Genomic DNA, 24,968 nt, shown 5'->3' on the forward strand with positions numbered 1-24,968 from the left:
GGTGTAATCGGGGTTTCGAACAGCATGCTGTTCGCCGATGAAACGAGCCACCCTTGCAAGGGTGGTTTCCGAAAGCGATAGGTATAGTTGGGGTTTCAGGCAACATGTTGCCTGCCAACGTAACGAACATCCCTTGCAAGGGATGTTTCCTAAAAGCGATAGCCTTGCTGGAACAGCTTTTCGTAAGCCCTAATGAAACTCTTCGCTTATCCTGCCTCCACCACGACTATCTTTTCCGGTGCGCCAAAATAAAACCCCTGACCACACTCTACCTGATCAGCAATCAATAATTGCAACGACGCTTCGCTTTCCACATTTTGAGCAATCAGGGAAATACCCAGGGATTGCGCAAATTTGACGATGGCGCGCAAGTGGGCATGACTGCTTTCATTCGCTGCTACTTCCTGCACCAGACCGCCATCTAGCTTGATATAGTCTGGCGGTACTTCGCGGATAAAATTCAGTGCATGCGGGTCCAGGCCAAAATGATCGACACCAAAGCGCACGCGTGCTTCACGCAAGGCACTGACAAATTTCCTGGTCACGGCATGGTCTTTGGTACAGGCGAATTCACTGATCTCTACTGACAGGCAGGCTGCCAGCTCTGGTGAATATTTCAGACGTGCTTGCAGCCAGTCGCAAAATTCCTTGCTCTCCATGGATTGCAGTGACACATTGATGGCGATATTTTTATACGTGCCGCGATTTTTTTGCAGCATGTCCATGACGAGGGTAATCACCGCCTGATCAATCTCAGGCATGAGTTGATGACGCAAGGCCATGGGCAAAAACTGATTGGCCGGAACCAGATTACCCTGGGTATCAAGCAAGCGGGAAAACACTTCATGGTGAACAAGCTGACGCAATTGCAAACGCATGACAGGTTGGGCAAACAAGACCCAGCGATTTTCTGCCAACGCATTGTGGATCAGGGTGCGCCAGCCATGTGAACCGGCAATCATGGCTTCGCTGTCTTCCATATGGGTCAGGCTGATTTGTCCATTGCCAGACTGACGCATGGTTTCTATGGCCAGATCAGCGCGTGAAAAAATATCACCACGTGTCTGTGCCGGACCAAATACCAGGGCACCCGCAGCCAGAGTAACCTGACGCGAAGCGCGTAGCAATACCTGGTTCAAGCGGTATTGCAAGGCATCAACCAACAGTTTCATGGCCTTTTGGTCAACATCAATACAGACTGCCGCGATAGATGCACCGCCTATGCGGCCAAGGATATTTGAGTACTTGCTAAAGACTTCGGTGACCACCGTCGCCACATCCGCCAGCAAGATATCACCTTGTTGATAGCCATGCTGATGGTTGTATTCTTTCAGCCCATCAAATTCCAGGACAAAGATGACGGCAGTTTCAAAGCGCCCTTCTTCTGACAATAAATGATTAAAGCGCAGGTCAAAGCCATGGCGATTTTCAAGGCCACTGACTTTGTCGATAAAGGCTTCGCGCCTGAAGTTTTCTGCCTTGGCGACTTCTTCATCAATCAGGCTGGAGATACGTTCTGTCATGTGGTTCATGGCAATGACCACACGTTGCAGCTCACGTGTTTTTGGTACGACTTCGATACGGCGGAAATTTTTACCCTGTATGGCGATCGCGACTTCTTCTATTTTTTCCAGCGGGCCCAGGATAATTCTGAGCAATACCACCGTCAGCCCCCAGACCACAAGGTACATGGCAAACACCCATAAAGCCATTTCCCTCATCGAGCGCCACAGGTACTCGTAGGCATAAGCCGGATGACTGACGACAATAACCTTGCCCAGTTGACGCCAGCCAGAAGAAATAAAAGCCTCTCCCGGTGGTGTCTGTAAATCGAACAGGGCAGGTATCCAGCCTGGCACATTATCTTTGTTAGCACCAAGCTCCTTGTTGAGTATCACTTTGCCAGCGGGATCAAGCACGGCTATTTTTTTATAATAACCACGGTCGAACAGGGTGGAAATCTGGATATTTGCCAGAGTCTGGTCATTCTTGACCAGGGCTTCTTCCAAAGGCCGCGACAAGGCCGTAGCGGCATCTTGTGCATGCGAGGCGAGTTGCTGTTGCAAATAATCCCGCATCGTCAGTGCCGACAAGATTTGCAAGCCAAGAAACACAGCAAAAAATATGATGGATATAGCAAGAAGGAGTTGGCGTCTCAGCGTCATAAGGTCTCTTTGAGTGTTTTCATTCCCTGGAACTCATTTCTGTCTGCGATTTTCAATGTTTTCTGCCTATGGCGACTTTAACAAGAAAATAGCCGTTTCCACTTATTTCTTCCGCTTTATTTCAGTATTTGCATAAAATTGTGGATGTGGGCTAGTTTTTACCCAGCGTTCATCAATATATTTTAATTAAATTTCATATGTCCAATACTGATATTTTGCGTACCAAGATCAATCTCGAAACTGCAGCTTACCCCTGGAGTGAGTTATTGCGTCATTTTGCCAGTGGTACTGTACTGGCGGTCCAGCCTGGGCTTGACCTGGTTGAAGTTGCCATGCACATGGCCGAGGACCATGCCGATGTCATTACGGCCCTGCTCGAACATGAACAACTGGGCAAAGTCAGCGATGAACAGGCCCAGGCATGGCTGGAGCAAGATGCCCAGCACTGGACGGTTGTCGTCAAGCCCTGGATACTGGTGCAGGAACGCCAAAAATGAAGTTCTGACAGCTGAGTTGCGGGGTGACATGAACTTTTAGCAAGCTGAAACAGTCTGATAAACTAAATATCAGCATAGTTCTGGAAGGGCGTGATGCAATTTTCGCTGGCACAAGTGGACAATCCGGCAAATCCGGGTATGAGCAAACCGGGGTATCCGGCTTTGGCGATCTTGCTGGTGATCATCGCCCATATGCTTTTTTGGCAATTATTGCGCCATCAAAACGTATTTGTACGCCATGGCGACATCAATCCTCTGGTGCACTATCTGCAAGTGTTGACGATAGTCCCCAAGCCTGTTGCCCCTGAAATCAGTCAGCCTGTAGAAGCCGCAAGCAAAGCTGAAAAGACTGATAAAAGAGAAATACACAAAGAAAGCAGCACCAGTAAAGCCGCCAAACCATCTCTCCGGCCCGGCAAACAGCCAGTAGAATTAGTACCCGACACCATCAGCCAGCCTGCGCCACTTGCCATCAGCCCGGATAGCCAGCCCAGCCCGGGGCTGGATCTGGACGCTTTGCGCAGTTCTGCATTGGCACTGGAACGCCAGCGCAAACCCTCAGAAATAGAACAAATGCAGGCCAGCCACAGACGTGGTGACAGCCTTGAAAAGCGTCTCGGCGAAGGCACTAAACGTGCCGAAAAGAAAGAATGCCTGAAAGCATATTCAGGTCTGGGCTTATTGGCTGTCATCCCGCTGGCGGTCAGCTCCGTTGTGGATACTGGATGCAAATGGTAATGCTGTTGCCAGCTCGGCTATAATGCCGGATTGCGCAATGTGAACAAGGCTGGCACGGAAAGACCAGGACTATCTTGCTCAGGCAAGGGCAAGAGATAAAATACTGCCCTTGCCATTAATTATGCTGGTCATTTGTGTCGTTGATTTATTGTTGACTTGTTGTCGTTTGTTGCATGCTTAATGCCAACACGGCAATTTTCATTTTTTATCTGGATCATTCATGAAAAAAACTTCTTACCTGTTCGCCGCCATGATGCTGGCAGCACTTGGATCTGGCTTCTCTCCCGTGACTGTGAATACCGTTCAGGCACAAGAAGCGGCTGATCCTGCCAAGCAGCAATCCGTACGTGCAGAAATGGGCAAGCCACTCAATGAGATCATGGAGCTGGTAGCCGCAAAGCAATTCCCACAGGCACAGGAAAAATTGGCTGTGCTGGAAGCAATGGAGAAAAAAACTCCTTTTGAAAATTTTGCACTGAATCGCGTACGTGCCGTCATCGGTTCCAGCACCAATGACTCTGCCATGATGGCAAAAGCGATGGATGCCATGATCGCCACTGAGTTCTTGAAAGAATCAGAAAAGAAGCATTTCACTGAAGCCGTTGCCGGTACTTTGTTCAATGAAAAGAAATACGCAGAATCCCGCGTTTGGGCAAATCGCATGTTGGCGAAAGATCCTGGCAACGCAAGCATGAGCAACCTGATCGCCCGTTCCTATTATCTGGAAAATGACTACGCCAATACGATCAAGGTATTGAATGTGCAATTGGCAGAAGACGACAAGGCGCAGCGCAAAACAACAGAAGAAAATCTGCGCCTGCTGACCAGCAGCTATCAGCAACTCAAGGACTGGGATGGCTATACAGTTGCGCTGGAACGCATGGTCGCACTGTATCCAAAACCAGAATTCTGGGCTGACCTGTTGTATCGCGTCACCAAGAAACCTGGCTTTTCTGACCGCTTGCTGCTGGACTACTATCGCCTGTTGATCCTCAACGACAAATTTGAAGATGGCGCGCAATTTGTCGACATGGCAGAACTGGCTCTGTTGGCAGGCTTGCCGGTTGAAGCCAAAACCGCGATTGATGCTGGCTATGCCGCAAACTTGCTGGGCACAGGCAAAGAAGCTACCAAACACAAGCAATTGCGCGATCGCGTCAACAAGCAGGCTGCTGACGACGTCAAGAGCCTGGATGCAGGTGAAGCAGCGGCCAAAAATGCCAAGACCGGTATTGGTATGGTCAACATTGGCTACAACTATGTGATCAACGGCCAATTCGACAAAGGCCTGGCGTTGATGGAGCAAGGTATCGCGAAAGGTGGCTTGAAATCTCCTGATGAAGCCAAACTGCATCTGGGTGTGGCTTACCTGAAAGCAGGCAAGCGCGACAAGGCAGTTGAAACCCTGAAGCCTATCCAGGGCCGCGATGGCTCTGGTGATCTGGCGCGTTTGTGGTTGCTGGTACCTGCAGATAAATTTGCACCTGTGGCAAAATAAACTGGCAGATATCTTCCCAGTTTAAATATCTACGCCACCTTCGGGTGGCGTATTTTTTTGCCCCGCCTTTGATGATGCAATCAAAGGCAGGCAGATAAAAAAAGGCTGTTTTGCGCAATGCAAAACAGCCTGTCAAATTCAGGACCGCAAGCTCTGATTACGGTACTGACGGTACACCTTTGGATACTTCTTCACTGCCCGGCTTTATCGATGAAGCAGATACAAGCCGGGCAAAAACTTTTCGATCAGATCAAGAACCGAATCAAGAGTGGTATGCAGACTCACCATGACTGGTGATGTCCAGACCTTCACGTTCTTCATCTTCCGGTACACGCAGACCAACAACCAGATCAACCAGTTTGTAAGCCACGAAGGACACGACGCCTGACCATACGATGGTCGTGATTACCGCTGTGCCTTGTACCAGGACCTGACTGAAGATGTCGTATGGATCAGCCGACATTTTGTTGGTGACATAGTCAAATATACCTTGGCCGCCGAGAGATGGTGCAGCAAACACACCTGTCAACAAGGCACCCAGGATACCGCCCACACCATGCACGCCGAATACGTCGAGGGAATCATCTGCACCCAGCAGGCGTTTCAGACCATTTACACCCCACAGACAGATAATACCTGCCAGCAGACCGATGATCAGCGCACCCATAGGACCGACGAAACCGCAGGCTGGCGTAATCGCTACCAGACCAGCTACCGCACCGGATGCGCCACCCAGCATGGAAGGCTTGCCTTTGGACATCCACTCACCAAATACCCATGACACAGTTGCTGCAGCTGTTGCCAGCAAAGTATTGATGAATGCCAGTGCTGCGACATCGCCTGCTTCCAGAGCGGAACCAGCATTGAAACCAAACCAGCCCACCCACAACAGGGACGCACCTATCATCGTCATCGTCAGGGAGTGAGGTGCCATGGATTCTTTACCGTAGCCCACACGTTTACCTATCAGGTAAGCACCCACCAGACCAGCGACTGCGGCATTGATATGCACGACGGTACCACCAGCGAAGTCCAGCGCGCCTTTTTGGAACAGGAAACCAGCTTTGGCAGTTTCAGTTGCCAGGGTTGCTGCATCCTTGATCGCATCAGGACCTGTCCAGAACCAGACCATGTGAGCGATAGGCAGGTAACTGAAGGTGAACCACAAGACCACGAACAACAGGACAGCAGTGAATTTTGCACGTTCTGCAAAAGCACCGATGATCAGGCCGCAAGTGATGGCTGCAAATGTCGCCTGGAAGGCTACATAGGCAAATTCAGGTATCACTACGCCTTTGCTGAATGTCGCTGCAGTACCAAAGGTCGCCTTGGCAGGATCCCAGATACCTTTCAGGAACAGTCGGTCAAACGAACCGATAACTTTGCCGCCTTCGGTGAATGCCAGTGAATAGCCATAGATGCACCAGAGAACAATAATCACCGCGAAGATCATGAAGACCTGCATCAGGATAGACAGCATATTTTTGGAGCGAACCAGACCACCGTAAAACAGGGCCAGGCCAGGGATGGTCATCAGGATAACCAATAAGGTGGCAACCATCATCCAGGCAGTGTCGCCTTTATTTGGAGTTGGTGCCGGTGCTGCAGGTGCTGCGGCACTGGCAGCTGCGGGATCAGCCGCTGCCGCTGGGGCAGAGGCTGGTGTAACTACTGCAGTTGCCGAGGCAGAAGCCGGGGCAACTGCGGGTGCTGATGCACTGGCCGACGCAGTCGCAGCGGCTGCAGAAGCTGCCGCTGGTTCAGCTTTAGCCGATGCATCTTGCGCTGATGCTACAGATGTAAAACCGACGGTGACCAGCAACGCGGTCCCTGCCAGTATGTTCTTCAACAGTTTTTTCATGTGAACTCCCTGGTAGGCTATCAGAGTGCGTCGTTGCCGGTTTCACCGGTACGAATGCGCACAACTTGTTGCAAGTCATAGACAAAAATCTTGCCGTCACCAATCTTGCCGGTGCGGGCTGCAGTTTCTATCGCTTCGATAGCGCGATCAACAATCGCATCATCCACGGCAGCTTCAATTTTTGTCTTTGGCAGGAAGTCAACCACATACTCTGCACCACGGTACAGTTCAGTATGACCTTTTTGACGACCAAAGCCCTTCACTTCGGTCACGGTGATCCCTTGTACGCCTATGGTGGATAAGGCCTCGCGGACTTCATCCAGCTTAAAAGGCTTGATAATTGCAGTAATCAGTTTCATGCTCGCCTCGAATTTTTAAAATGTTTTAACTGCAGACAATACCAAAGTAGTTTTGCCGGTGAACTTGCCCGCTGGCGTGACATACAGTTTCTTCTCTGCATTCGTGCCCAACGCTGCGATACCAAAATTCACACCAAAAAACTCTTTATTCACACCGATTTTCCAATCGGAATAAGAGTACGCACCATTGTTCTTGATGGTTTGATGGCCAGCGTGCAAAGCCAGCGTATAACCTTCAGGCAACTCAATGTTTGCGCCAATATCCAGATAACCACTGTTCTTGCTATCGATAAAGCCGAACAGGTTGGTGACCGAATGTGAATACTTGATATATGCAGGCCCCATGCCTAACTGGCCGTAAATTTCTGTCGTGTTGGCATCAGCAAAACCAGCAACCTTGTTCAGCCCATTGGATGGGTATACATAAGTCAGGACGCCGACGTCATAAGAAACATCTTTGGTGATCTCGCCTTTTTTACCGGCATACAAATCCCATTCAAGATCGCCACCGCCACCCGCATCCTTGGTCCATTTGATCGTGGACAACCATGTACCAGCATAAAAGCCGCTAGGGTTATTCACATAATCAGCGCCACCTTGCAAAGCCGGGTCAAGACGTGATTGGGCAATCGCGCGGTAGCGGTATTCGCTGACAACACCAATGTTGAAGCTGACTTCATTATCTGGCTTGGCTTCTGGCTTGGCATCTTCTGCTTGGGCAAAACCACCAAAGAATGTTGTGGCTACAGCAGCGGCGATTACTAATTTTTTCATTGCGCTTCCCCCTAATGATTAAGATTTGATTTGATTGAACCCTGGACAGAATCTGTTTTCAGCACTGAATGACAACACTCATTACTACTTGCATGGCCAGACTCTTAAATTCTTATTTCCCTTACCTGTTAGCAGGAGTCGTGCCAACCATGGCTATCTCATCAATAAAGTGAATACGCAGCACGGCAGCCAGAGTGTATTAATATGCATACAGCCAGATAAACTCTGCGTCCCGTCTGTTTTTTATATTGCGCTGCAATACCAGTCGTGGTTCGGGCAAGATGCGCTATCATTGCTTCGTAGGTAAAATTGCAAGCGAAAAAGCCATATTGCGCACCAATTTTGGGCAAGAGCAATTTCGCACAAAAAAGTGGCAAAGCATGATTTGCACCATAAGTGTGCAGTTACAAGATAGAGGATTAAAATGGATAAGCAAAATTTCTTTAATGACATGCAGGCCAAGATCAGCCAGGCACTGGAAAACTCACCTGCCAAGGACATAGAAAAAAATGTCAAAGCCATGATGAGCCAGGGTTTTTCCAAGCTGGACCTGGTCACGCGTGAAGAGTTTGATATCCAGGCACAAGTCCTGGCCAAGACCCGCGCCAAGCTCGAAGCCCTGGAAGCCCGAGTGGCTGCACTGGAAACGCCACCAAAAGACCAATAAACCTCATACACGCCTCAGACCGCATGTCACTAGCCGTCCTCAAAAGCCGCGCCCTGAATGGTATGGATGCGCCACAGGTGACTGTGGAAGTGCATCTGGCGAATGGCCTCCCTGCCTTCACCATCGTCGGCTTGCCAGAAACCGAAGTCAAGGAATCCAAGGACAGGGTCAGGGCCGCCTTGCAGAACGCACGCTTTGAATTTCCCAACAAGCGCATCACGGTAAACCTGGCACCCGCTGATTTGCCCAAGGAATCTGGCCGCTTTGATTTGCCAATTGCCCTTGGTATTTTGGCTGCATCCGGGCAAATCCCCGGAGACGCGCTGGAACAATATGAATTTGCTGGTGAACTCTCGCTGTCGGGCGAACTGCGGCCGATACGTGGCGCGCTGGCCATGACATTTGCGATTTGCAAAAGCCTGCAACATACTGAACAGGAACCCGCCTTCATCTTGCCGCGCGCGAACGCAGATGAAGCCGCGCTAGTCAGCGATGCTGCTATTTATCCTGCAGATTCACTGCTACAGGTATGCGCTCACTTTGCTGGTGTAGATGGCGAACAAAGACTGGTGCGTCACAGACCCAGTTCCAAACCCAGCCGCCCCAAATATGCCGACTTTGCCGAAGTCAAAGGCCAGTTACAAGCCAAACGGGCTCTGGAAGTGGCCGCAGCAGGATCGCATTCAGTCTTGTTGATGGGGCCGCCTGGCACCGGAAAATCAATGCTGGCCGCCCGCTTCCCAGGCATTTTGCCTACCATGACAGATCAGGAGGCACTGGAATCAGCAGCAGTACAATCCCTGACTTCAGGCTTTTCCATAGAGAAATGGAAGGCACGCCCTTACCGATCGCCTCATCATACGGCGTCTGCGGTAGCATTAGTTGGGGGTGGAGGTACACCAAGACCGGGTGAAATTTCGCTCGCACATCGTGGCGTCCTTTTTCTCGATGAATTACCCGAGTTCGATAGAAAAGTGCTGGAAGTTTTACGTGAACCGCTGGAATCTGGTCACATCACCATTTCTCGTGCGGCAAGACAGGCTGACTTCCCGGCACGCTTTCAATTAATTGCAGCCATGAATCCATGTCCTTGTGGCTACTTTGGCCACAGTAATGGCAAGTGCCGCTGCACGCCAGACATCTTATGAAAAGATACAAGAAAAGTATAAAAGATAGAAGTAAAGTATAAAATTACAGAAGAAAAAAAATGATTTTTATCTTAACTCTTTGATTTTAATAAATAAATGTCGAGACAACTGTCTTTTGATTTTTCAGAGAAAATGACGTTCCCTACGACTACGCCACTTCTTCCTATTCGCCCCCGGCCTCTCGAAGACGAAATATTGTCGTCCTGGCTGATACGCATTGGCTTTCACAATGGACTGACGCCAATCCAACTTTCCTATCATCTTATTGGCGACCGTTCCTTGGTTGGCATAGAAGTTGACCGAATTCCACCACAAAACTTTTTAAATTCTGTGGTCGCGCATACAGGTGCAACCGAAGATGAAGTGCTGAAAATGGCATTCTCAAAATATGAAGACAATATCAATTTGCGTTTCGAGAAACATGGCAACATACCCCATGTAGTCAGCCTCGGTTATAAAAGTGTCAAAACTGGAGCGATTAGAGGATCTGCATTTTGCCCTGATTGTCTTCGTGAAGATCAGGAGCCATATTTCAGAAAGTCGTGGCGATATACCTTTGCAGTGTCATGCAATAAGCACGATCGCCTTTTATTGGACGAATGTGAAAACTGTGGGTATGCCTTCATTTACTTTCGTTCACTAGGACAGGTTGAGAACAGATATGAGAGAGATGCTATTACGATATGTCAGCACTGCGGTTTTGACATTAGAAACACCTTAACGAGATCTTCGTATGACAAGATCGTTCCATATATTTCTGAAATACAAAGAAAGTTGATTGGAACCGCCTTTAAGAGATGGAGCGTTGATTTTGATAATTTTGAAACCTCCTATCATGCAATTCCCTGGTTTGCTGGCATTAAATTGTTGTTCCGCTTTCTTTCATCTTCAGCAACGCCTTCAGAAGTAATCCAAGAAATCATAGACGGAAAGAATTTGCCGTTTAAATACGCACAATATAAAGTCATTCTTAACTCGGATTTCAAAGTTCCCAAATCAGATCCCACAGACAAAATTATTACGGTAGGAATGAATTTCGAACATAAAACTGTTCGTGGAAGAGCTTTGACTTTGGCAGTACTTAGTATCATCTTAGACAATTGGCCCCATTCAATCCAAAAAGCACTACGAAAGAGCACCAAATCTCAAAGATATTGGGCTGGTTTACTCAATTCAAATACACCGCATTGGATATATGAGGCCTTAGTTCCGAGCATCCAACTTACCAAACTGCTGCCTTTCAAAGAACGGGATATGATCAAAAAATATCTTATTTCAAAAGGATACTCAAATCCGACTCAGTACCATATAAACAACTTCCACCATACAGGTAAATTTCCTCTTCTTAATGACAAAGAAAAAAAACAATACCTGCTTGAAGCCAGAGCGAGGTATCAACATCAAGATGCCTTAGAAAGAGAAATGGAAAGGAAGCGAAAGAAAATAATATGAATGTCTGGAGTCGCTTTAATTTACGCTATTTCGTACTTAGCTAAAATAAAGCAAGATTGGGCTGTAGCTCAAACTTGCTGGTAAATACTCATGCGACAGATATGTAGCATTTTTCGTATTAAGATGGGCGATCTGACTTATTTATTGCAGTCTTAATAACTGGATTTTCGAGAGCTTGACTAACAAAATTGTTGTAACTCTGATTCCAAAGTGGTTGGTTGTGTAACCAAGCCAAGTAGTTCAAATACTGTTTTGATATCATATTAGCCTTTCAAACCCCAATTAAACCGATGGGGGGTGTCGGGTAAGGTAGGTAAGTACCACCTTACCAATCTAGATGTAGCTGATTATCGGCATCTCAAGATTGTAATGCAGTCATCGCCGTACTCCGAAATAGGTATTTCCGCGTGTTTTTTCGAGATTGATGTGGCATTTTCTTCACGAACTCGCTTTGCTAATTCTGTGGAAAACAATGATCCTCCCTATCGAAGACAAGGCTAGGCATCTTCCACAACACTGTCCGACGCAATCAGCATTCTGAAGTCGCAGATAGCATCGGCGCCTCGGTACTTGCTACCAATCTCCGGCGCCTAAAGTTCTCTGATGTGTCAGTGGTATTCGGTCTGGAAAGCAATGCAGGCAAAGTTTATCGCCTATACCAAGCGGCGTTCAACAGAACACCAGATGCAACTGGACTAGGTTATTGGATCCATGCCATGTACAAGGGTTCGACCATTCAAAGAGTGGTGGTAAGTTCATGGGCCTGCCGAATGCAAAGCTATGTATGGGACGAATCCGAGCGATACAACATTGGTGTGCCATCTCGTGTATTTAGAATATTAATTAGATGTAGCATTTAAAGGTTAAAATATCCATAGGGTAGTGAAAATAGTAGTGTGGTTAGCTATCTCGATTAACTTGGAAAACCGTATGGCAGAAGATAGTAGCCCCAAAATTGTAAAAAGAAAAAAAAGAAAAGAAGTTATTCAGGTTGCTGGTAATCCACTGTATGCCCCCAAAATTTCCCCAAAATCTGAAATAATTAATCCAAGGACTAATACGTTAGACTGGGGACAATTTCCTGAGATAATTACCGCTCAGAAAACTTTTCCAGCTGGCCCCTTGCGTTTGCGGTATGGAGAGCATGTTGGACCACAAAAAGGATATGGTTTAGCTCACATTTGGGAAGCAAGAAATTTCTTTCACAACAAGTTCAATACTCCGACACTGGCCACTGACGCGATAGCAGACTTTCTTTTCAAGATATTAGAGCCTGGTGCGGAAATTTACTATGAAGGCAATCTAGCGACGTCTACAGACAAAGCTACTGTTTTTAAAAGTTCTGCTGGTACTGTCGTTGTCGAGGAGCGCAAAGATGGTGTTGGCAACACATTTTATTCAATTGTCACGGCAATTCCGAATAATAATGCTAGAGGAACAAAAATTGGAACATTGCTTTAAATAGAAAAACGGCTGCTATTGCTAGCAGCCGTTTTGAATAAAAATCTGTTAGGCCCAAGGTGTCCGATGCCTCTCTTTAGCTTTCCCCACTTAAAGGGTTGGTTCAGAGCACCAACGCTGTTACCGTTGCCCCACTGATCAGAGTTACCGATTACTCTGCCTGCCCAACTGCTTGAAGACCACTTATCGGTCATGTCCTCAACAAATGCGCGAATTGCAGGAGGCCTAACAATAAGGATATTGTACATCCGTTCTATTTACGTTGCAAATACCTTAGTAAATGCAAATTCGGATCTACACTGCGACAGTTTGCCAGCAATCATGCACAAAAAAATCTCTATTGTTGGGCTCCCTGCCTCAAAGCGCAAAAGGATCATCAGGCCCAAGAGCAATTGCCTCTCTATTTTTTCACCGCCTACGCATTAGACAATTTGTACAAGATGCTGTACAATTATTTTTGGGAATTGATCAGACATACAGTTGCTTTTCAATGAACCCATTTCGTGACTAAATTCACACGGCTTTTTAGCCATTATAAGCGGTAGATATATTATGAACATACTAACTTTTAGTGAGGCGCGAGCTGGCTTAAAGACGGTGATGGATGATGTTTGCAAAGACCACGCTCCAACGGTTATTACCCGTGTAAACGGGGAACACGTAGTGATGTTGTCGCTGGCAGATTTTAATAGCATGGAAGAGACATCGTATCTCTTCCGTTCTGCGAAAAATGCCAGCCGTTTAATGGAATCCATTGCACAGCTTAAAGCAGGTAAGGCCCAGAATCGGGAGCTGATACGCAATGAAAAACAAGAAAGCAGAAAACAAGAAATTAGCTAAGTCCATCGCAGTTGGATGGACTGACAATGCCTGGGAAGACTATCTTTACTGGCAAAAAGAAAATCCTAAAATTCTTAATGAAATAAACAACCTCATTGAAGAATGCCTACGTAATCCCTTCACTGGCACAGGCAAGCCAGAAGCTCTGAGTCAAGACTTAACAGGCTATTGGTCTCGAAGAATAGATCGAGTGCATCGACTTGTTTACCTTCCTGAAGACAACGGCATATTTATAGTTGCTTGTCGATACCATTACTAATAGACAAACTGGTCACTACGGGGCGCCCTCATCTCTTAAGCAGCTTCCTGCAGCTCTGATCCAAGTCGCTAATCTCCTAGAGTGCTGGAGTGCGCGTTTGCCAAATCACGTAATTCAACTGGCTGGCCCCAAAAATCATTCAATGCTGTTTCAGTCGTTATCGTTATCGAGGCACGGAATGATTCTTCGATTGGTCGATTTATAGAGAGTTTAACCAATTTTACCAAGTTTATGCTTCGCACAGATAAACTTGGTAACTTTGTGTCGACTGAAACTTTCGCTAATATCGCGCCATTTATTTGGCGCGTAATGGAGTTTTCAGCAAGCTATTAAGAACAAAATGCCACGGCGCACCGTGCAGCGACGACTCGCTCTACTCGTAGAACAAGGACGTTCAGAATCTCCGCAATCGTGTCGATGAAGGGGCAGAATCAGCGGTCGCTGCCTCTTCCGTAGAACAGTCTGTCTTTGGTCAGGTAGTGTATCTAATGAACTACGGAAGCGTGGCATCTTTGTTCCCCTTCCAGCGTTTGGTCGATGTGATCTGGAGTCATTCAGGAGGCGCCTGGCTGCGCTCGAGCGCTATATCGCGGAACAGGTCAGATACTCACAGAAGCCCAGGTTGTGGCGTTGGAAAGAAAGCAGGGCGACGATCTGGCCACAGTCTCCGTGGTTGACCAAGGTCTGACGCATCTGCGTGAGCATTCCCAGGACGTGCTTGATAAAATCGGGCAAATACAACACTTGATGGGAACTGTCGCTGATGACATTGATTCAGCTTACGAGAGTTTTCAACGTCTCCCGAAGTCGTTTAGTGGGAAGTTATGATCTTAATTCGGCAAAGTTCTGTGATTACGACAGACTTAGAGAAAAACTACCAAATAGCAGACTGGTCGATATGCCTGACGCACAATCAGCGTACTTGGGGCTTTGGCTTGTTCTATCGGTGTTTGGGCCAGTCGCCACACGAACCAGCATTTTTTACGGTCCATAAATAACAAACGCAGCCCAAGTAGCCGGGCTGTCACCCCTTGCCATTGCCGCGCGCTGAGTGTTGGCAAGCGCAACCTTGGGTAACTCCCCAGAACGCAATCGCGTATAAAACATGGCCATAAACGCCCGCGTTTCTGCGTCCGGTATCCGCCAAAGACTCGCTACCACGTAGCGGGCACCAGCAAACATGAAGGCATTCGCCAGGCTTAGTATTTCGTTTCCCAACAGAACATCACCAAGCCCAGTTTCACATGCAGACAAAACAACCAGCGGTGTCTCATTTAGGGGGAGCAACCAAGCATCTTTTGCCGTTAAGAAACCATCAGCCAAAAGAAGTCTAGATTCAATACCGCGCATTGCTTGTCCATGCACCGCAAAGTGAAGGATAGAATTTCCGAGCGGCCTATTGAGCAAGACGTCTTTCCGCGCCTTCGGGCCCAAGAATATCTCGGAATTTTCGTTCCCCAAAATATTAGCTATGCTCTTGATTTCCAGTTCAGCGCCAGCTAGCGGGGCCCATTGGGCATTCGGCATAGTCGGGTTACCCAACGCTATGACCTTGATGCTACTTCCTGGCTTCTTGATCTCTTCCGTGCCTTCGCCGAATTCGAGTTGCCCGGCTCGCCCTATGACACTGATAGTGTGTTTTGTCAGCACGGGTTCGCGCCCAAACGACAAAGCTGAGAATGGCAAGCTGTGGAGCACACCGTGCGGCACGATCACCCATTCCTTTTTGCTACCAGCAATTTTTCCAATTGGATCGACAAGTACTTGCGAGAGGGTTGTCAAGGCATTCGAAATATTTTTTGGGCGACCAGAATCCACAATTTTTGCTCCGCGATTAGGCTCAGCCACTACCTCTGCCCGGAGATCTTCGCCCAGCATATCACGCACCGATGCCACCAAGTTCTTGAGCTTCATGGCATCAATGCCGATCGGAACTATCGAGATAGATTCATTGCTGACCACCAGTGCAATCGTACGTCGAGGCAAAACTAGATATTGGATCAGTACCCTGTCCTTCCCCAACGAATGCTTCAATTTCTGGATATCGAGCGCAACAGGACGCAACAGTGCGACCATCATTGGATAGCGGGCTAGCATCAACGATTGCCAAGATTTCAAGTCCTGCTTCGCCAGTACAAACTCCTTGTCGTAACTGTTAACATTGCGTCCGGCGTCTTTGCGGGAAGCGAGCCTGCGGATCCGCCCCTCCAACTGCCCCATGTGTCTCAGCATCAGATCCCTGTCATTGCCAAACATCGATGACGTAGCAAGACCCGGATCCTCCGTATTTTGCAGACTCGCCAGTTGATCGGCGTCAACTAGCGCCTGTTCGACCCGACCATTTTCCAGCCCGTCGTCAATTAGTTGCGTCAGTAAAATGGACGCCGCCGAACGCAGTTCGCTGCTGCTGTTGGCATGCAGGTTGAAGTAGTCGACGGCGTCACGTGCGGCCGCCATCGGCTCAAAAATACCGAGTGGGAGAGCGAGGCTAGTGGCCAAAATGTTCGTGTTCCAGTCACCGCGCATCGCAGAGGCAAGCTCAAATCGCGCATCCGTATGACCACTTTTGAGCAGTGCCCATCCTCGGATCAGGGATGCGCGCGCGCGGATCAGTGTCTTAAAACCACCGACATGGCGCAGCGTTTCATCTATTTCATCGACCTTCTCCAAGGATTTCGCATATTCGCCTTGACGTACCAGAACCTCAGATTGGGCCAACAACCAACGCGATTTCTCCAGCTGCCCACGATACTGAACAGAGTTATTGACTCTTGCGATCAGCGCTGCAGCCTGTTGCAGCTGGCCCCCGTTCATGAAAAGCTTAACCATCGCTGCGGCAAGGTCTGCAGGAACCGCTATCACCCGAGTGCGTAACCTTGCCAAGCATTCCAGTGCGGCAGAATTTAACGAGGTATGCTGGGTGGAAAGAACCTTGATTGCATCATCGAATATTTTGTTGTAATAGAAATGGTGACGCCACGTGCGCAAATTGTCTCCTTCGCAGAAGGCGCGCAACACCAGCGGTGAAAAAGTGTGCGGCTCATCGAAATCCATCTCTACAAACGCTTGTGTCAGCACCGGAGCGATTCGCGCAATAAGCGCGTCGTTCAGTTGCGCGTCGGGCAGCCGTTCGGACATTTGCACTGCCGCCTTGGCAACAGAATCATGATTACCGTTCGATCGGGGAATGGCGTGTAACAACTGCTGCAACGACAACGCAACGGGATCTTGGCTAATCGCTTCGCTCCAGAAATTAATTGTGGGCCACGTCAGCGGACCGTTATAGCGCCGTGCATCTTGAATTGCGGCAGTAGTACCCGTCGACCACAGCGCCGATCTCAAATTAACAGATTCATTCTCTCGCAAGGCTTTCCGAAGCATCTGCATGCTCGCCGCTATACTAGATTCATCAGAGCTGGCGACGAGTTCAAGCGCTGCCGCTCGAATCGAGGCATTAGCATCCTCGGCAAACTGCTGCAAAATTCGCGCCACGTTCCTCCGCGGCACACTCGGTAGACATCCACTGGAATACACTTTTATTATCGGATCGGTGTGTTGCAAGTACGGCCGCAAGACTCGGTAAACAATAGGCGGCGCGAATTTATCCATCTTGGTCTCGCCGAGCCAAGTGGCACAAGTTTTTGCCAATATAAAACCTTCAAACCAGACTTGCATCAACAGCTCGGCTGCCTCTTTTGTGTCATGCTTCAGCAGCGTATCAACAGCCGCAAACCTCAAAAATTCACTGGAAACCGGATCGTTTGCAATCTGGACCAACCAGGGCAGGCTTTCTACAGATACACTGCTTGCATAATATGAGGTGAGGCAAACGGCAATTTTCTCCCGTGTCTGCATATGAATCCGGATATCACTGGCCATGCCAATTAAGGTATCGGCTTCAGCAACAGTTTGAGGAAAACCTTTTTTTCGTGCGCCCGCTCCGCAAAGGTGTTCGAACTTGTCGGTGACGCTGAGCGCTGAGAGAAACGACTGTTGCGATTTTTGAGCTGCAATTTTCTGCTCTAATCCCGTAGTTTCCGGTGCGCCAATGGTGTTAATGTCATGCGATGGATGGACACTGCCCCGGTTATTTGATACATCGAGGTACTTCGCCACCTCAGTTTGGATCGCTTGGTCAGGATCATTTCGCAATGTGAGCGCGCCTTTATACGCATGTCCCCGATCCATCCTAAGCGCAGTGAGTGAGTGCAATCGCACAGAAGGTGAACTATCCTTCAATCCATCCTCCAGAGCCCGCAATGATTCGCGCGAAGCAAAATTCCCGAGAATATTTGCTGCCTTGGCCCGTACCTCGACATCTGAATCGCTTGTAAGAATAGCTTCTAACTCGCTACGCAGATCAAAAGCTTCGAGTTCTGCCGCAAAGTGTAGTGTCGCAAGCCTAACCCCGGACGTTGGCGAATGTAGACCACTTCGTAGCTCGTCGATCAACTTGATCGGATCCGCGGCCTCCAGTATCTTCTCCGCTACAATATCCGGCTTACCGGCTACCCTCCGATCAAGTAAGCCCTTAAAGGTGGTTGGCGGTATGCTAAGCGTATCGAAGACAGCCAGCGTTTCACCTGCGCTATTCGCCAACTTTGGCTGTTTCAGGTTCAAAAAAAGCGCATTTCTTACTTCCGGGGAATCGGCGTTTCGGGCGATCACCATGGCCTCATTGCAAATTTGCTCGTCGGAATCGTTAATCAGCGCCGCAAGCAACGCAGGTGGAACGAGTGCGGCAATATTGGGTATTTTTTCAAGTACCCTGATTTTGACTTTTTGGGACGAATCATGGAGAAGTGCAGTTATTTGATCGCTGGTCAACCTCAATCCAATGGCCGAAGCAGCATCTACAGCATAGCTTCGTATTCCATCATTTTTTGATGACAGCTGCTGAACCACGTAGGTGCTCAGACCTTTGTCAGGATATTGAAAACGAGCGCCTATCAGCCTCAAGGTCGATACGATACAAGGTTCATATCTGGAACTAAGCAGCAACGGCAGAACAGCATGAATCACGTCATCTGTGGTGTAGAATAGTTTGTCGAACACGGTCATTTTATCGCATATTTCAGATTTCCATTGCTTTCGAAACTCCTGCGCCGTAATGACTTTCTCTTCCAGAATAGTTTCGCGAACAATCGCTTTGTTCGGAAGTTTGGCAATCGGTGGCACCAATGCCTTTGGAACCAACGACGAATAACGAGCGAAATGGTTGCCGCCGCGCTGGACAGCCGTAGGCTGGGTGGAGGCCAAAGAGTCCGCCAATATTTCCTTAGCCGCTGCCGGTCCAATTTCTTCCAGTAGATTGTGCATTTTCCACGCTGCACTCACGTTTTCCACAAAACGTAGTTTAGAGCTGGACGTCCTAACTATATAACGTTCCGCCAGTTTCCATGCAGGCAATTCAACTCCTGGCTTCCAAACTATCGGCCACGGTTGTTTGTCGTCGAGCTGCTCGTCAATGCGAGACTCCTGCTTTTCCCGAGCCCACACTGCAATGCGTTTTATCTCATATGCTGGCAGATTTTCCGCACGCCCAAGGGAGATCATCTCGGCGAGAATACGCACAGCTCGGTCATCCCTGTCGTTGATGGCTGCCTGGAGCCATCTCGCAGCCTCAACGTCATCACGCGGAACAATTCGACCGCGCATGAAGACTTCACCCAGTAGCGATTTTGCATTGGTTAAGCCAGCTTCGGCCGCCTGCCGTAGCAAAGACACCCCGCGGGGACTATCCGTCTCCAGCAAGTGTAATGCAGCATTGAATGCACCCAATCGGGATCCACATTCCGCGGCTCTCAGATAATACTGCGTCGCGAGGGCGGCGTTCCGCAGTTGCCCAATTCCGTGAGAGATCATCCAGCCCTGAAAATTGAGGGCCTCGCAATGACCTTGCCCGACTGCCTTCGTCAGCCAGGGAACAGCTTCTGATATATCGAGTTTTTCCCGGCGCCTGTCAAAGAGAATCCAGACCAGATTCATCTGCGCATCGGCATGTTCTGCCAGCGCAGCAATGCGATAGGCATCGATTGCTTCACCCAAATCGTCCTGGACTCCGTAGCCGTATTGATATGCGACGCCAAGCAGAAACTGGCCGATGCGATTACCAGCATTTGCTGAACGCTTGATAAAACTAAAACTTGCCGCTTCGAGGTCATTACGATATAAAGCGCGCCCCAAGTACGCTGCAACATTGCTGTCTTCCGGATGGCTATTGAACGCGCGATTGCAGACCTCGACCGAAGTCGGTGTCGGGTCGTTCAGAAGGCGACCGTCAGTACCGAAACCGGCATCTACTCTACATTGTTCTACATCGGAAATTGCCTTTGCATCGGACACAGCGGCAGCTGCGGGATTCGCGCAAAATGCCAGCAACCAAATCACTCCAATGAGAGAACAAAGATGAGGGTGAAGCATACTGTTCATCAGTCGGCACATCGTGGCATGCCTATTCGGCCGCTTTAGACTTTGCCGCAACATGACGAAAAACCAATTGCTCCAGTTTTTCCCCAGGACGAGTAGTAATATCGAGTTTCTGGGATTTTATTTCTCTCTGAAACTTCTCATCTTTTACGATAACGGCGCCACGCACACTCGCCCAGTTTTTTATTGCACGTTGGCTAGCGCTTTTTACTTCGTCATGAAACGCCATCAGGTCGGTTCTGGCAATTGGGGAAGCAAGGATGGTAAGCCGTTCTAGTCCAGTCTGCTCATCAAGCCTGAATGAATGGTCGGGGTCCTGAGGGATTCTCAATTTGATTTGCGGGCTGGTTTGATTACCTCCTTCGGTTGATGGGAAGTAACGTTCAACTTTCATTCGGCCATCTTCGTTGAATACATAAAACCAGACTGGCCTTGATGCGGCTAGTCGAATGGCGTAGTACTCCCCCGAGGCTAGGCTGTCGTCAGGGTTGACCGGTCTGCCGAGGCTATCTTCGAGCGAAGCTTCCACCCGCAGAGGGGCCGCGTCGTCGCTGCTCAGTCGAAGAAGGCGTGCCATAACGTATTCGTAGACTTCATCTTGGTTATTCTGGGGCTTCACCAGGCTGACATGGTCACGGGTAAATGGATTCGCAGTCTCGTCACAACCTATTAATGCTTTGTTTCGAGGAACGACAGTGATAGGGCCAAGCGGAAGCGTCTCGTATGCGCAGTATGCTTTGGGAAATGGAGCGCTTTCTAGTCGCTTACGCAACAGAGTTGCCCAACTGTCTTCCTCGCTTTGCAGAAAGGTGTTGAACTGGATGGGGGACATGTCATTAAATTGGGGATTGGAGCTCATCCAACTGGCAAGCTTTGCGGCATCTGACCCACCACTCGGCGTAGCGAGGAAAAATATCCCGCGTACTTTGGCATAGTCTTCAGGCCAATCCCGCGACATTTGCAACAACATGTGCCGCGCAATGATCCCTCCCATACTGTGCGCTATAAACACAACCTTAGAAGCTCCTGGGAACACACGGTCATGCAGGCGTGTACCGAGATTCGTTGCTAACTCGTGAATGTTACTGGCACTTCCCAATGGGTCGCTCAGGTAAGCCAGGCTTATGACGTGCGCAGCTTTACTAAGCCGGGCATCGGAAGCTAACATCTGAGGCCACGTAGGCGACGAAGCTGCTTGCCAGGACAACGTTGCGTTTCCAAGCACGCCATGCACAAACACAACTGTGACGCGCTCTGGCGTCTGCAGGGCAGGTATATCAAGCTCAATATTAGCAACGGGAACTTCTTTCTTTCCGCAGGAAGAAAGTGCACATGCGAAGATGAGTGTTATGACCAACTTGAGCAAAAGATGCCGCATAATTGACTCCCGTTATATAGTTCAAGGAAATGCCTATTGGCTTAATCAGATCAGTTGCAACTTGCCTTTTAATCACACGGTAGATTGGAGTTTGGCTCGATACCTGGCGCAATCAACACATCGCGCTAAAGAGCAAGCGTTTGGATAACTTCGCCTTTGGAAACACGGCTATTCCCAAGCTACATAATGCGTTCTATTACCATGAAGAGCTTGAACCAAGGGTACAGTATCGCGTTGTTATTCTCAATAATTTTATTATTATTTTTCTATCTTTTTTATCACTTCTTTCAGAGCGTCAATTACCGAGATTCACCATAAGAAAATGCGATCAACAATATGGACTTGTAAGCTGCCTCCAATTCCAATGGTCTCCCTATATGGCGCCCGGTTAGAACTTGCCTCAATTCGCTCTTGTGCTGATCCTTGGCATCAACATACCGCATAGCGGTTTGTACATTTTTCCATCCAACATACTTCACTAGTGTTCTAAGATCCCAACCGTTGTCTGATGCCCAAGCTGTGAATCCTCGCTGCAGCGAGTGCGCGGAATATTCATCATAATCTGCAACTCCAGATTCCTTAAACATGCCCCGAAGCACCGGCACCAGCTTTCAGTGTGAAGGCCGTTTGAACCAAAATACCCGGTGAGTATGTATGATTTCGATTTACTTTGATAAACAATTGTTGGCTGCGTTCGCTGAGCGAAAAATGACTGGATTTTCTTTTCAATTGCTAATCTGTCGCCACCAATATTGAATGCCACTTCTTGCGACGAAAAATCATCCATTGACGGAAGTGAAACCTTGTACTCAGATGTGGCGGCACACCCGCAAAGGTAGAATGTCATTAAAGAAATGGATATTTTTGATAAGAGAAAATTTTTATCTTTGAACCTTATTTTCATAATGTCTCTTGAAAAAAATGAGCGGCATTCTACTCACTTAAAAATTCTAATCAAAAACTCATCGGACTTAAGTTTCAGTGGGCGATTTTCTTCTTTATCCAGATAGACACTATTCAGCAATTTACTTATGCGTTCCGTATTTATTATCAGTTTTAGTATTTTTGTAGGCTCCGCCCTTATGGGATGATCCTTTTCCACCTGTGTATTTGCCACCATGACTCGCGGTGTGCTTGCCACCACCGTAACTTGGTCCTTTGGCAAAGACCTGGCTAAAACAAAGTGAGGTTGCAACCAACACCAGTATTAAAAGTCGTTTCATGTGTTTTCCTTTGTGAATAGTTTCTTGTATCAAGATTATTTTTTATTTCAGGTCAATGAATGCCTATTGATTTACTTCAATGCAACTCGAGTGGGAACGGGGAAAATTTACGATATAACCCTTTACCCTGCTTATTTGATTCAAGATGGTGCAACGTTCTTTACTAAGACGGCGTTTATTTTTATTAGACTTCTCTTTCACCTCCACTGACTCTAATACCCATCAACATCTCGGTCAATTCGACAATTCAATATTGACAATTGTTTTCAAAAACGCATTATCAGTAACCAAATGTTACAGATATAATAGTCCAAGCAATAAGATTTTTGCAACTAACAAAACTTAGAGATTGGTAGTCCTTGTTGGCTATGACGCTTCACTAACCATATTTACTCTCTTTCAAAGCATATGCTGGCTAGAAACACATTCTCCTTATTGCGCTTCATACTTATAGCATTCGCAGCTCTTTTCTTTTGTGTGAGTCCAGCCTATGCCTCGTGCCAAGGCTGCTGCTCTTCGCACGGTGGAGTGGGTAGCTCCTGTGCCTCCAATGGCAAAATCCGCTGCGCTGACGGCAACGTGTCTTCCTCCTGTACTTGCGGGTCCTGCTCCACCACTACACCAAGTTGCACTGGTGGCCAAATCGCAGTCGGTAGCATTTGTATGTGCCCAGTCGGTCAAACTGATGTCAGCGGCATCTGCAAAACTCCGACAACAACTCCAACTTGCACTGGAGGGAAAATTCTTGTTGGTAACATATGCTCCTGTCCAACTGGTCAATCGCCATCCAGTCTATCTGGGCTATGCCAGGCTTCAGCGCCAGCAAAATCCTGTACATCCATTCGGTGGGATGTAAAAACAGGGAATGATCGCAATGCTGGCACAGTATCGATCACAGAATTCGCGACAGCTATCAGCTTGTTGCAGCAGCAAACACTACTTAGCGTTGTCGTAGATGACGGTAACCGCATTTCGCCTGTGGAGAACACGCGCTACTTGGTTGAAGGAACGCTCATCTCCTATAAAGTAACTTCTGATTCAGAGTATCAGCTCGTATTAAAATCCAGCAGCAGTGTGACTATGGTGGCTGCTATCCCGCACCCGGACTGTGTTGGACAGAATTCGCCTTTTTATGCGGAAGTCAAGGCTGCAAGGGAAATCTTTGATAAAACCTTTGCTGCTCAAACACAGGTAAGTACGACACAAACTTTAGTCCAGATAGGAGGCATCGGTTTCTGGCTAGGTGCCATGGATTCAAACGGGCAATTGCAGAACAAAATGGAATTACACCCCGTCACAGCCATTCAATTCAATCCTAAACAAGAGATAACGACTTTCAGCGGTAAATATGCAGACTATCGCGTATCACCAACCAAGCTAGGTTACACGATCGCAGATAGCAGCGGCACCCCGGTACTTGCTACCAATCTCCAGCGCATAAAGTTCTCTGATGTTTCATTGGCATTTGATCTGGAAGGTAGTGCAGGGAAAGCTTATCGACTATATCAAGCGGCGTTCAATAGAACACCAGATGCAGCTGGATTAGGTTATTGGATCCAGGCCATGGACAAGGGTTTGACCATTCAAGAGGTGGCGGCAAGTTTCATGGAGTCTGCGGAATTCAAAGCCATGTATGGGACTAATCCGAGCAATGCAACATTAGTGGCCCGTTTCTACTCAAATGTATTGCATCGTACCTCTGATCAAGCAGGTTACGACTATTGGCTGGGTCAGCTAAATACTAAACTAAGCACACCGGCGACAGCTTTGGCTAGCTTTAGTGAAAGTCAGGAAAACAAGGCACAAACTGCTGATGCGATAAAAAACGGAATTGCCTACATCCCGTTCAAATAATATGGAAAGTGCGAAGACTTCCAGAGGATGACAATGGTGGACTGCGTGATATCTACTCCATCAGAGAGCGTCTCAAAGAAAGTCGTAGATTTTTGAAGTAGACGCAATTAATAATATTTAACTTGGTCGATTTAGGTGTGCTAGTTCAGACTCGACCTAACACGACCTGTCAGATGGATTAGAGTTTTGAGAGGCTGCTACCGACAAGGAGTAGCCGTTGGAAACTTCCAAATAAAGTTAGGGAATCTCTGATTAAGTATCCGAGTATTGATTTAGAAACGTTAATATAAGCCTATTCTCATTGAATCCCGAATGCCATGAAACAGACAACTTTTGCCGAAGGTGGCTTTGAACGCTACGCCAAG

Annotated in this window: 19 protein-coding genes and 1 pseudogene; 11 read left to right on the forward strand and 9 right to left on the reverse strand. The window is 48.0% G+C overall.

Annotated features, from left to right (window positions below):
• Positions 1-206: 206 nt before the first annotated feature.
• A complete protein-coding gene (locus ACO0LD_RS14435) occupies positions 207-2,165 on the reverse strand; it encodes a bifunctional diguanylate cyclase/phosphodiesterase (RefSeq protein WP_423007928.1) in 1,959 nt (652 codons plus the stop codon).
• Between the two features lie 197 nt (positions 2,166-2,362).
• Here ACO0LD_RS14435 and ACO0LD_RS14440 point away from each other — a divergent pair, with 197 nt between their 5' ends.
• From ACO0LD_RS14440 to ACO0LD_RS14450, 3 genes are all read left to right on the forward strand, one after another.
• Entirely contained in the window at positions 2,363-2,662 is a 300-nt protein-coding gene (locus tag ACO0LD_RS14440; RefSeq protein ID WP_423007930.1) for a DUF2288 domain-containing protein, read from the forward strand.
• 93 nt (positions 2,663-2,755) lie between these two features.
• Positions 2,756-3,400 carry a hypothetical protein gene (locus ACO0LD_RS14445; RefSeq protein ID WP_423007932.1) on the forward strand — a complete coding sequence of 215 codons (645 nt, stop codon included), beginning with the start codon at positions 2,756-2,758 and terminating at the stop codon, positions 3,398-3,400.
• Between the two features lie 220 nt (positions 3,401-3,620).
• Positions 3,621-4,898: a tetratricopeptide repeat protein gene (locus ACO0LD_RS14450; RefSeq protein ID WP_423007934.1), complete on the forward strand. Its 1,278-nt coding sequence runs from the start codon at positions 3,621-3,623 to the stop codon at positions 4,896-4,898.
• Positions 4,899-5,160: 262 nt separating this feature from the next.
• Here ACO0LD_RS14450 and ACO0LD_RS14455 read toward each other — a convergent pair whose 3' ends face one another.
• From ACO0LD_RS14455 to ACO0LD_RS14465, 3 genes are read right to left on the reverse strand one after another with little or no spacing between them, the layout of a single operon-like run.
• Positions 5,161-6,759, reverse strand: coding sequence for an ammonium transporter (locus tag ACO0LD_RS14455; RefSeq protein ID WP_423007936.1), 1,599 nt, complete (start codon positions 6,757-6,759; stop codon positions 5,161-5,163).
• Positions 6,760-6,779: 20 nt separating this feature from the next.
• Positions 6,780-7,118, reverse strand: a complete 339-nt coding sequence (locus tag ACO0LD_RS14460) for a P-II family nitrogen regulator (RefSeq protein WP_110254759.1) — start codon at positions 7,116-7,118, stop codon at positions 6,780-6,782.
• Positions 7,119-7,133: 15 nt separating this feature from the next.
• Positions 7,134-7,892 (reverse strand): TorF family putative porin, encoded by a 759-nt coding sequence (locus ACO0LD_RS14465; protein WP_423007938.1) that lies wholly within the window; start codon positions 7,890-7,892, stop codon positions 7,134-7,136.
• A 424-nt stretch (positions 7,893-8,316) separates the two neighbouring features.
• Between ACO0LD_RS14465 and ACO0LD_RS14470 the strand changes: the two genes are divergently transcribed.
• The 7 genes and pseudogenes from ACO0LD_RS14470 to ACO0LD_RS14500 all read left to right on the forward strand — a co-directional run bounded on the left by ACO0LD_RS14470 (position 8,317) and on the right by ACO0LD_RS14500 (position 13,719).
• On the forward strand, positions 8,317-8,559 hold the full coding sequence (locus tag ACO0LD_RS14470; protein WP_423007940.1) for an accessory factor UbiK family protein: 243 nt from the start codon (positions 8,317-8,319) through the stop codon (positions 8,557-8,559).
• Positions 8,560-8,582: 23 nt separating this feature from the next.
• Positions 8,583-9,704: pseudogene (locus ACO0LD_RS14475) on the forward strand (YifB family Mg chelatase-like AAA ATPase); the annotation flags it as partial.
• Between the two features lie 99 nt (positions 9,705-9,803).
• Positions 9,804-11,159 (forward strand): TniQ family protein, encoded by a 1,356-nt coding sequence (locus ACO0LD_RS14480; protein WP_423007942.1) that lies wholly within the window; start codon positions 9,804-9,806, stop codon positions 11,157-11,159.
• Positions 11,160-11,770: 611 nt separating this feature from the next.
• The gene (locus tag ACO0LD_RS14485; RefSeq protein WP_423007944.1) at positions 11,771-12,019 is read left to right on the forward strand and encodes a DUF4214 domain-containing protein; all 249 of its coding nucleotides are present in this window, start codon (positions 11,771-11,773) and stop codon (positions 12,017-12,019) included.
• 70 nt (positions 12,020-12,089) lie between these two features.
• The gene (locus tag ACO0LD_RS14490; protein ID WP_423007945.1) at positions 12,090-12,620 is read left to right on the forward strand and encodes a hypothetical protein; all 531 of its coding nucleotides are present in this window, start codon (positions 12,090-12,092) and stop codon (positions 12,618-12,620) included.
• A gap of 552 nt (positions 12,621-13,172) precedes the next feature.
• Positions 13,173-13,460: a type II toxin-antitoxin system Phd/YefM family antitoxin gene (locus ACO0LD_RS14495; RefSeq protein ID WP_423007947.1), complete on the forward strand. Its 288-nt coding sequence runs from the start codon at positions 13,173-13,175 to the stop codon at positions 13,458-13,460.
• A complete protein-coding gene (locus tag ACO0LD_RS14500) occupies positions 13,423-13,719 on the forward strand; it encodes a Txe/YoeB family addiction module toxin (RefSeq protein ID WP_423007949.1) in 297 nt (98 codons plus the stop codon). The genes ACO0LD_RS14495 and ACO0LD_RS14500 overlap by 38 nt, the downstream gene beginning before the upstream one ends.
• A 981-nt stretch (positions 13,720-14,700) precedes the next feature.
• Here the strand turns inward: ACO0LD_RS14500 and ACO0LD_RS14505 are convergent.
• The 5 genes from ACO0LD_RS14505 to ACO0LD_RS14525 form a co-directional block, all read right to left on the reverse strand.
• On the reverse strand, positions 14,701-20,151 hold the full coding sequence (locus tag ACO0LD_RS14505; RefSeq protein ID WP_423007951.1) for a CHAT domain-containing protein: 5,451 nt from the start codon (positions 20,149-20,151) through the stop codon (positions 14,701-14,703).
• A gap of 22 nt (positions 20,152-20,173) precedes the next feature.
• Positions 20,174-21,526, reverse strand: a complete 1,353-nt coding sequence (locus tag ACO0LD_RS14510; protein ID WP_423007953.1) for an alpha/beta fold hydrolase — start codon at positions 21,524-21,526, stop codon at positions 20,174-20,176.
• Positions 21,527-21,825: 299 nt separating this feature from the next.
• Positions 21,826-22,113 carry a tyrosine-type recombinase/integrase gene (locus ACO0LD_RS14515; protein WP_423007955.1) on the reverse strand — a complete coding sequence of 96 codons (288 nt, stop codon included), beginning with the start codon at positions 22,111-22,113 and terminating at the stop codon, positions 21,826-21,828.
• Positions 22,005-22,430 (reverse strand): hypothetical protein, encoded by a 426-nt coding sequence (locus tag ACO0LD_RS14520; RefSeq protein WP_423007972.1) that lies wholly within the window; start codon positions 22,428-22,430, stop codon positions 22,005-22,007. The genes ACO0LD_RS14515 and ACO0LD_RS14520 overlap by 109 nt, the downstream gene beginning before the upstream one ends.
• Before the next feature lie 121 nt (positions 22,431-22,551).
• On the reverse strand, positions 22,552-22,749 hold the full coding sequence (locus ACO0LD_RS14525) for a hypothetical protein (RefSeq protein WP_423007957.1): 198 nt from the start codon (positions 22,747-22,749) through the stop codon (positions 22,552-22,554).
• A 918-nt stretch (positions 22,750-23,667) separates the two neighbouring features.
• Here ACO0LD_RS14525 and ACO0LD_RS14530 point away from each other — a divergent pair.
• Positions 23,668-24,603, forward strand: a complete 936-nt coding sequence (locus ACO0LD_RS14530) for a DUF4214 domain-containing protein (RefSeq protein ID WP_423007958.1) — start codon at positions 23,668-23,670, stop codon at positions 24,601-24,603.
• Positions 24,604-24,968: the final 365 nt, after the last annotated feature.

This window comes from Undibacterium sp. Ji83W, from assembly GCF_049340385.1.
Taxonomy (GTDB): domain Bacteria; phylum Pseudomonadota; class Gammaproteobacteria; order Burkholderiales; family Burkholderiaceae_D; genus Undibacterium.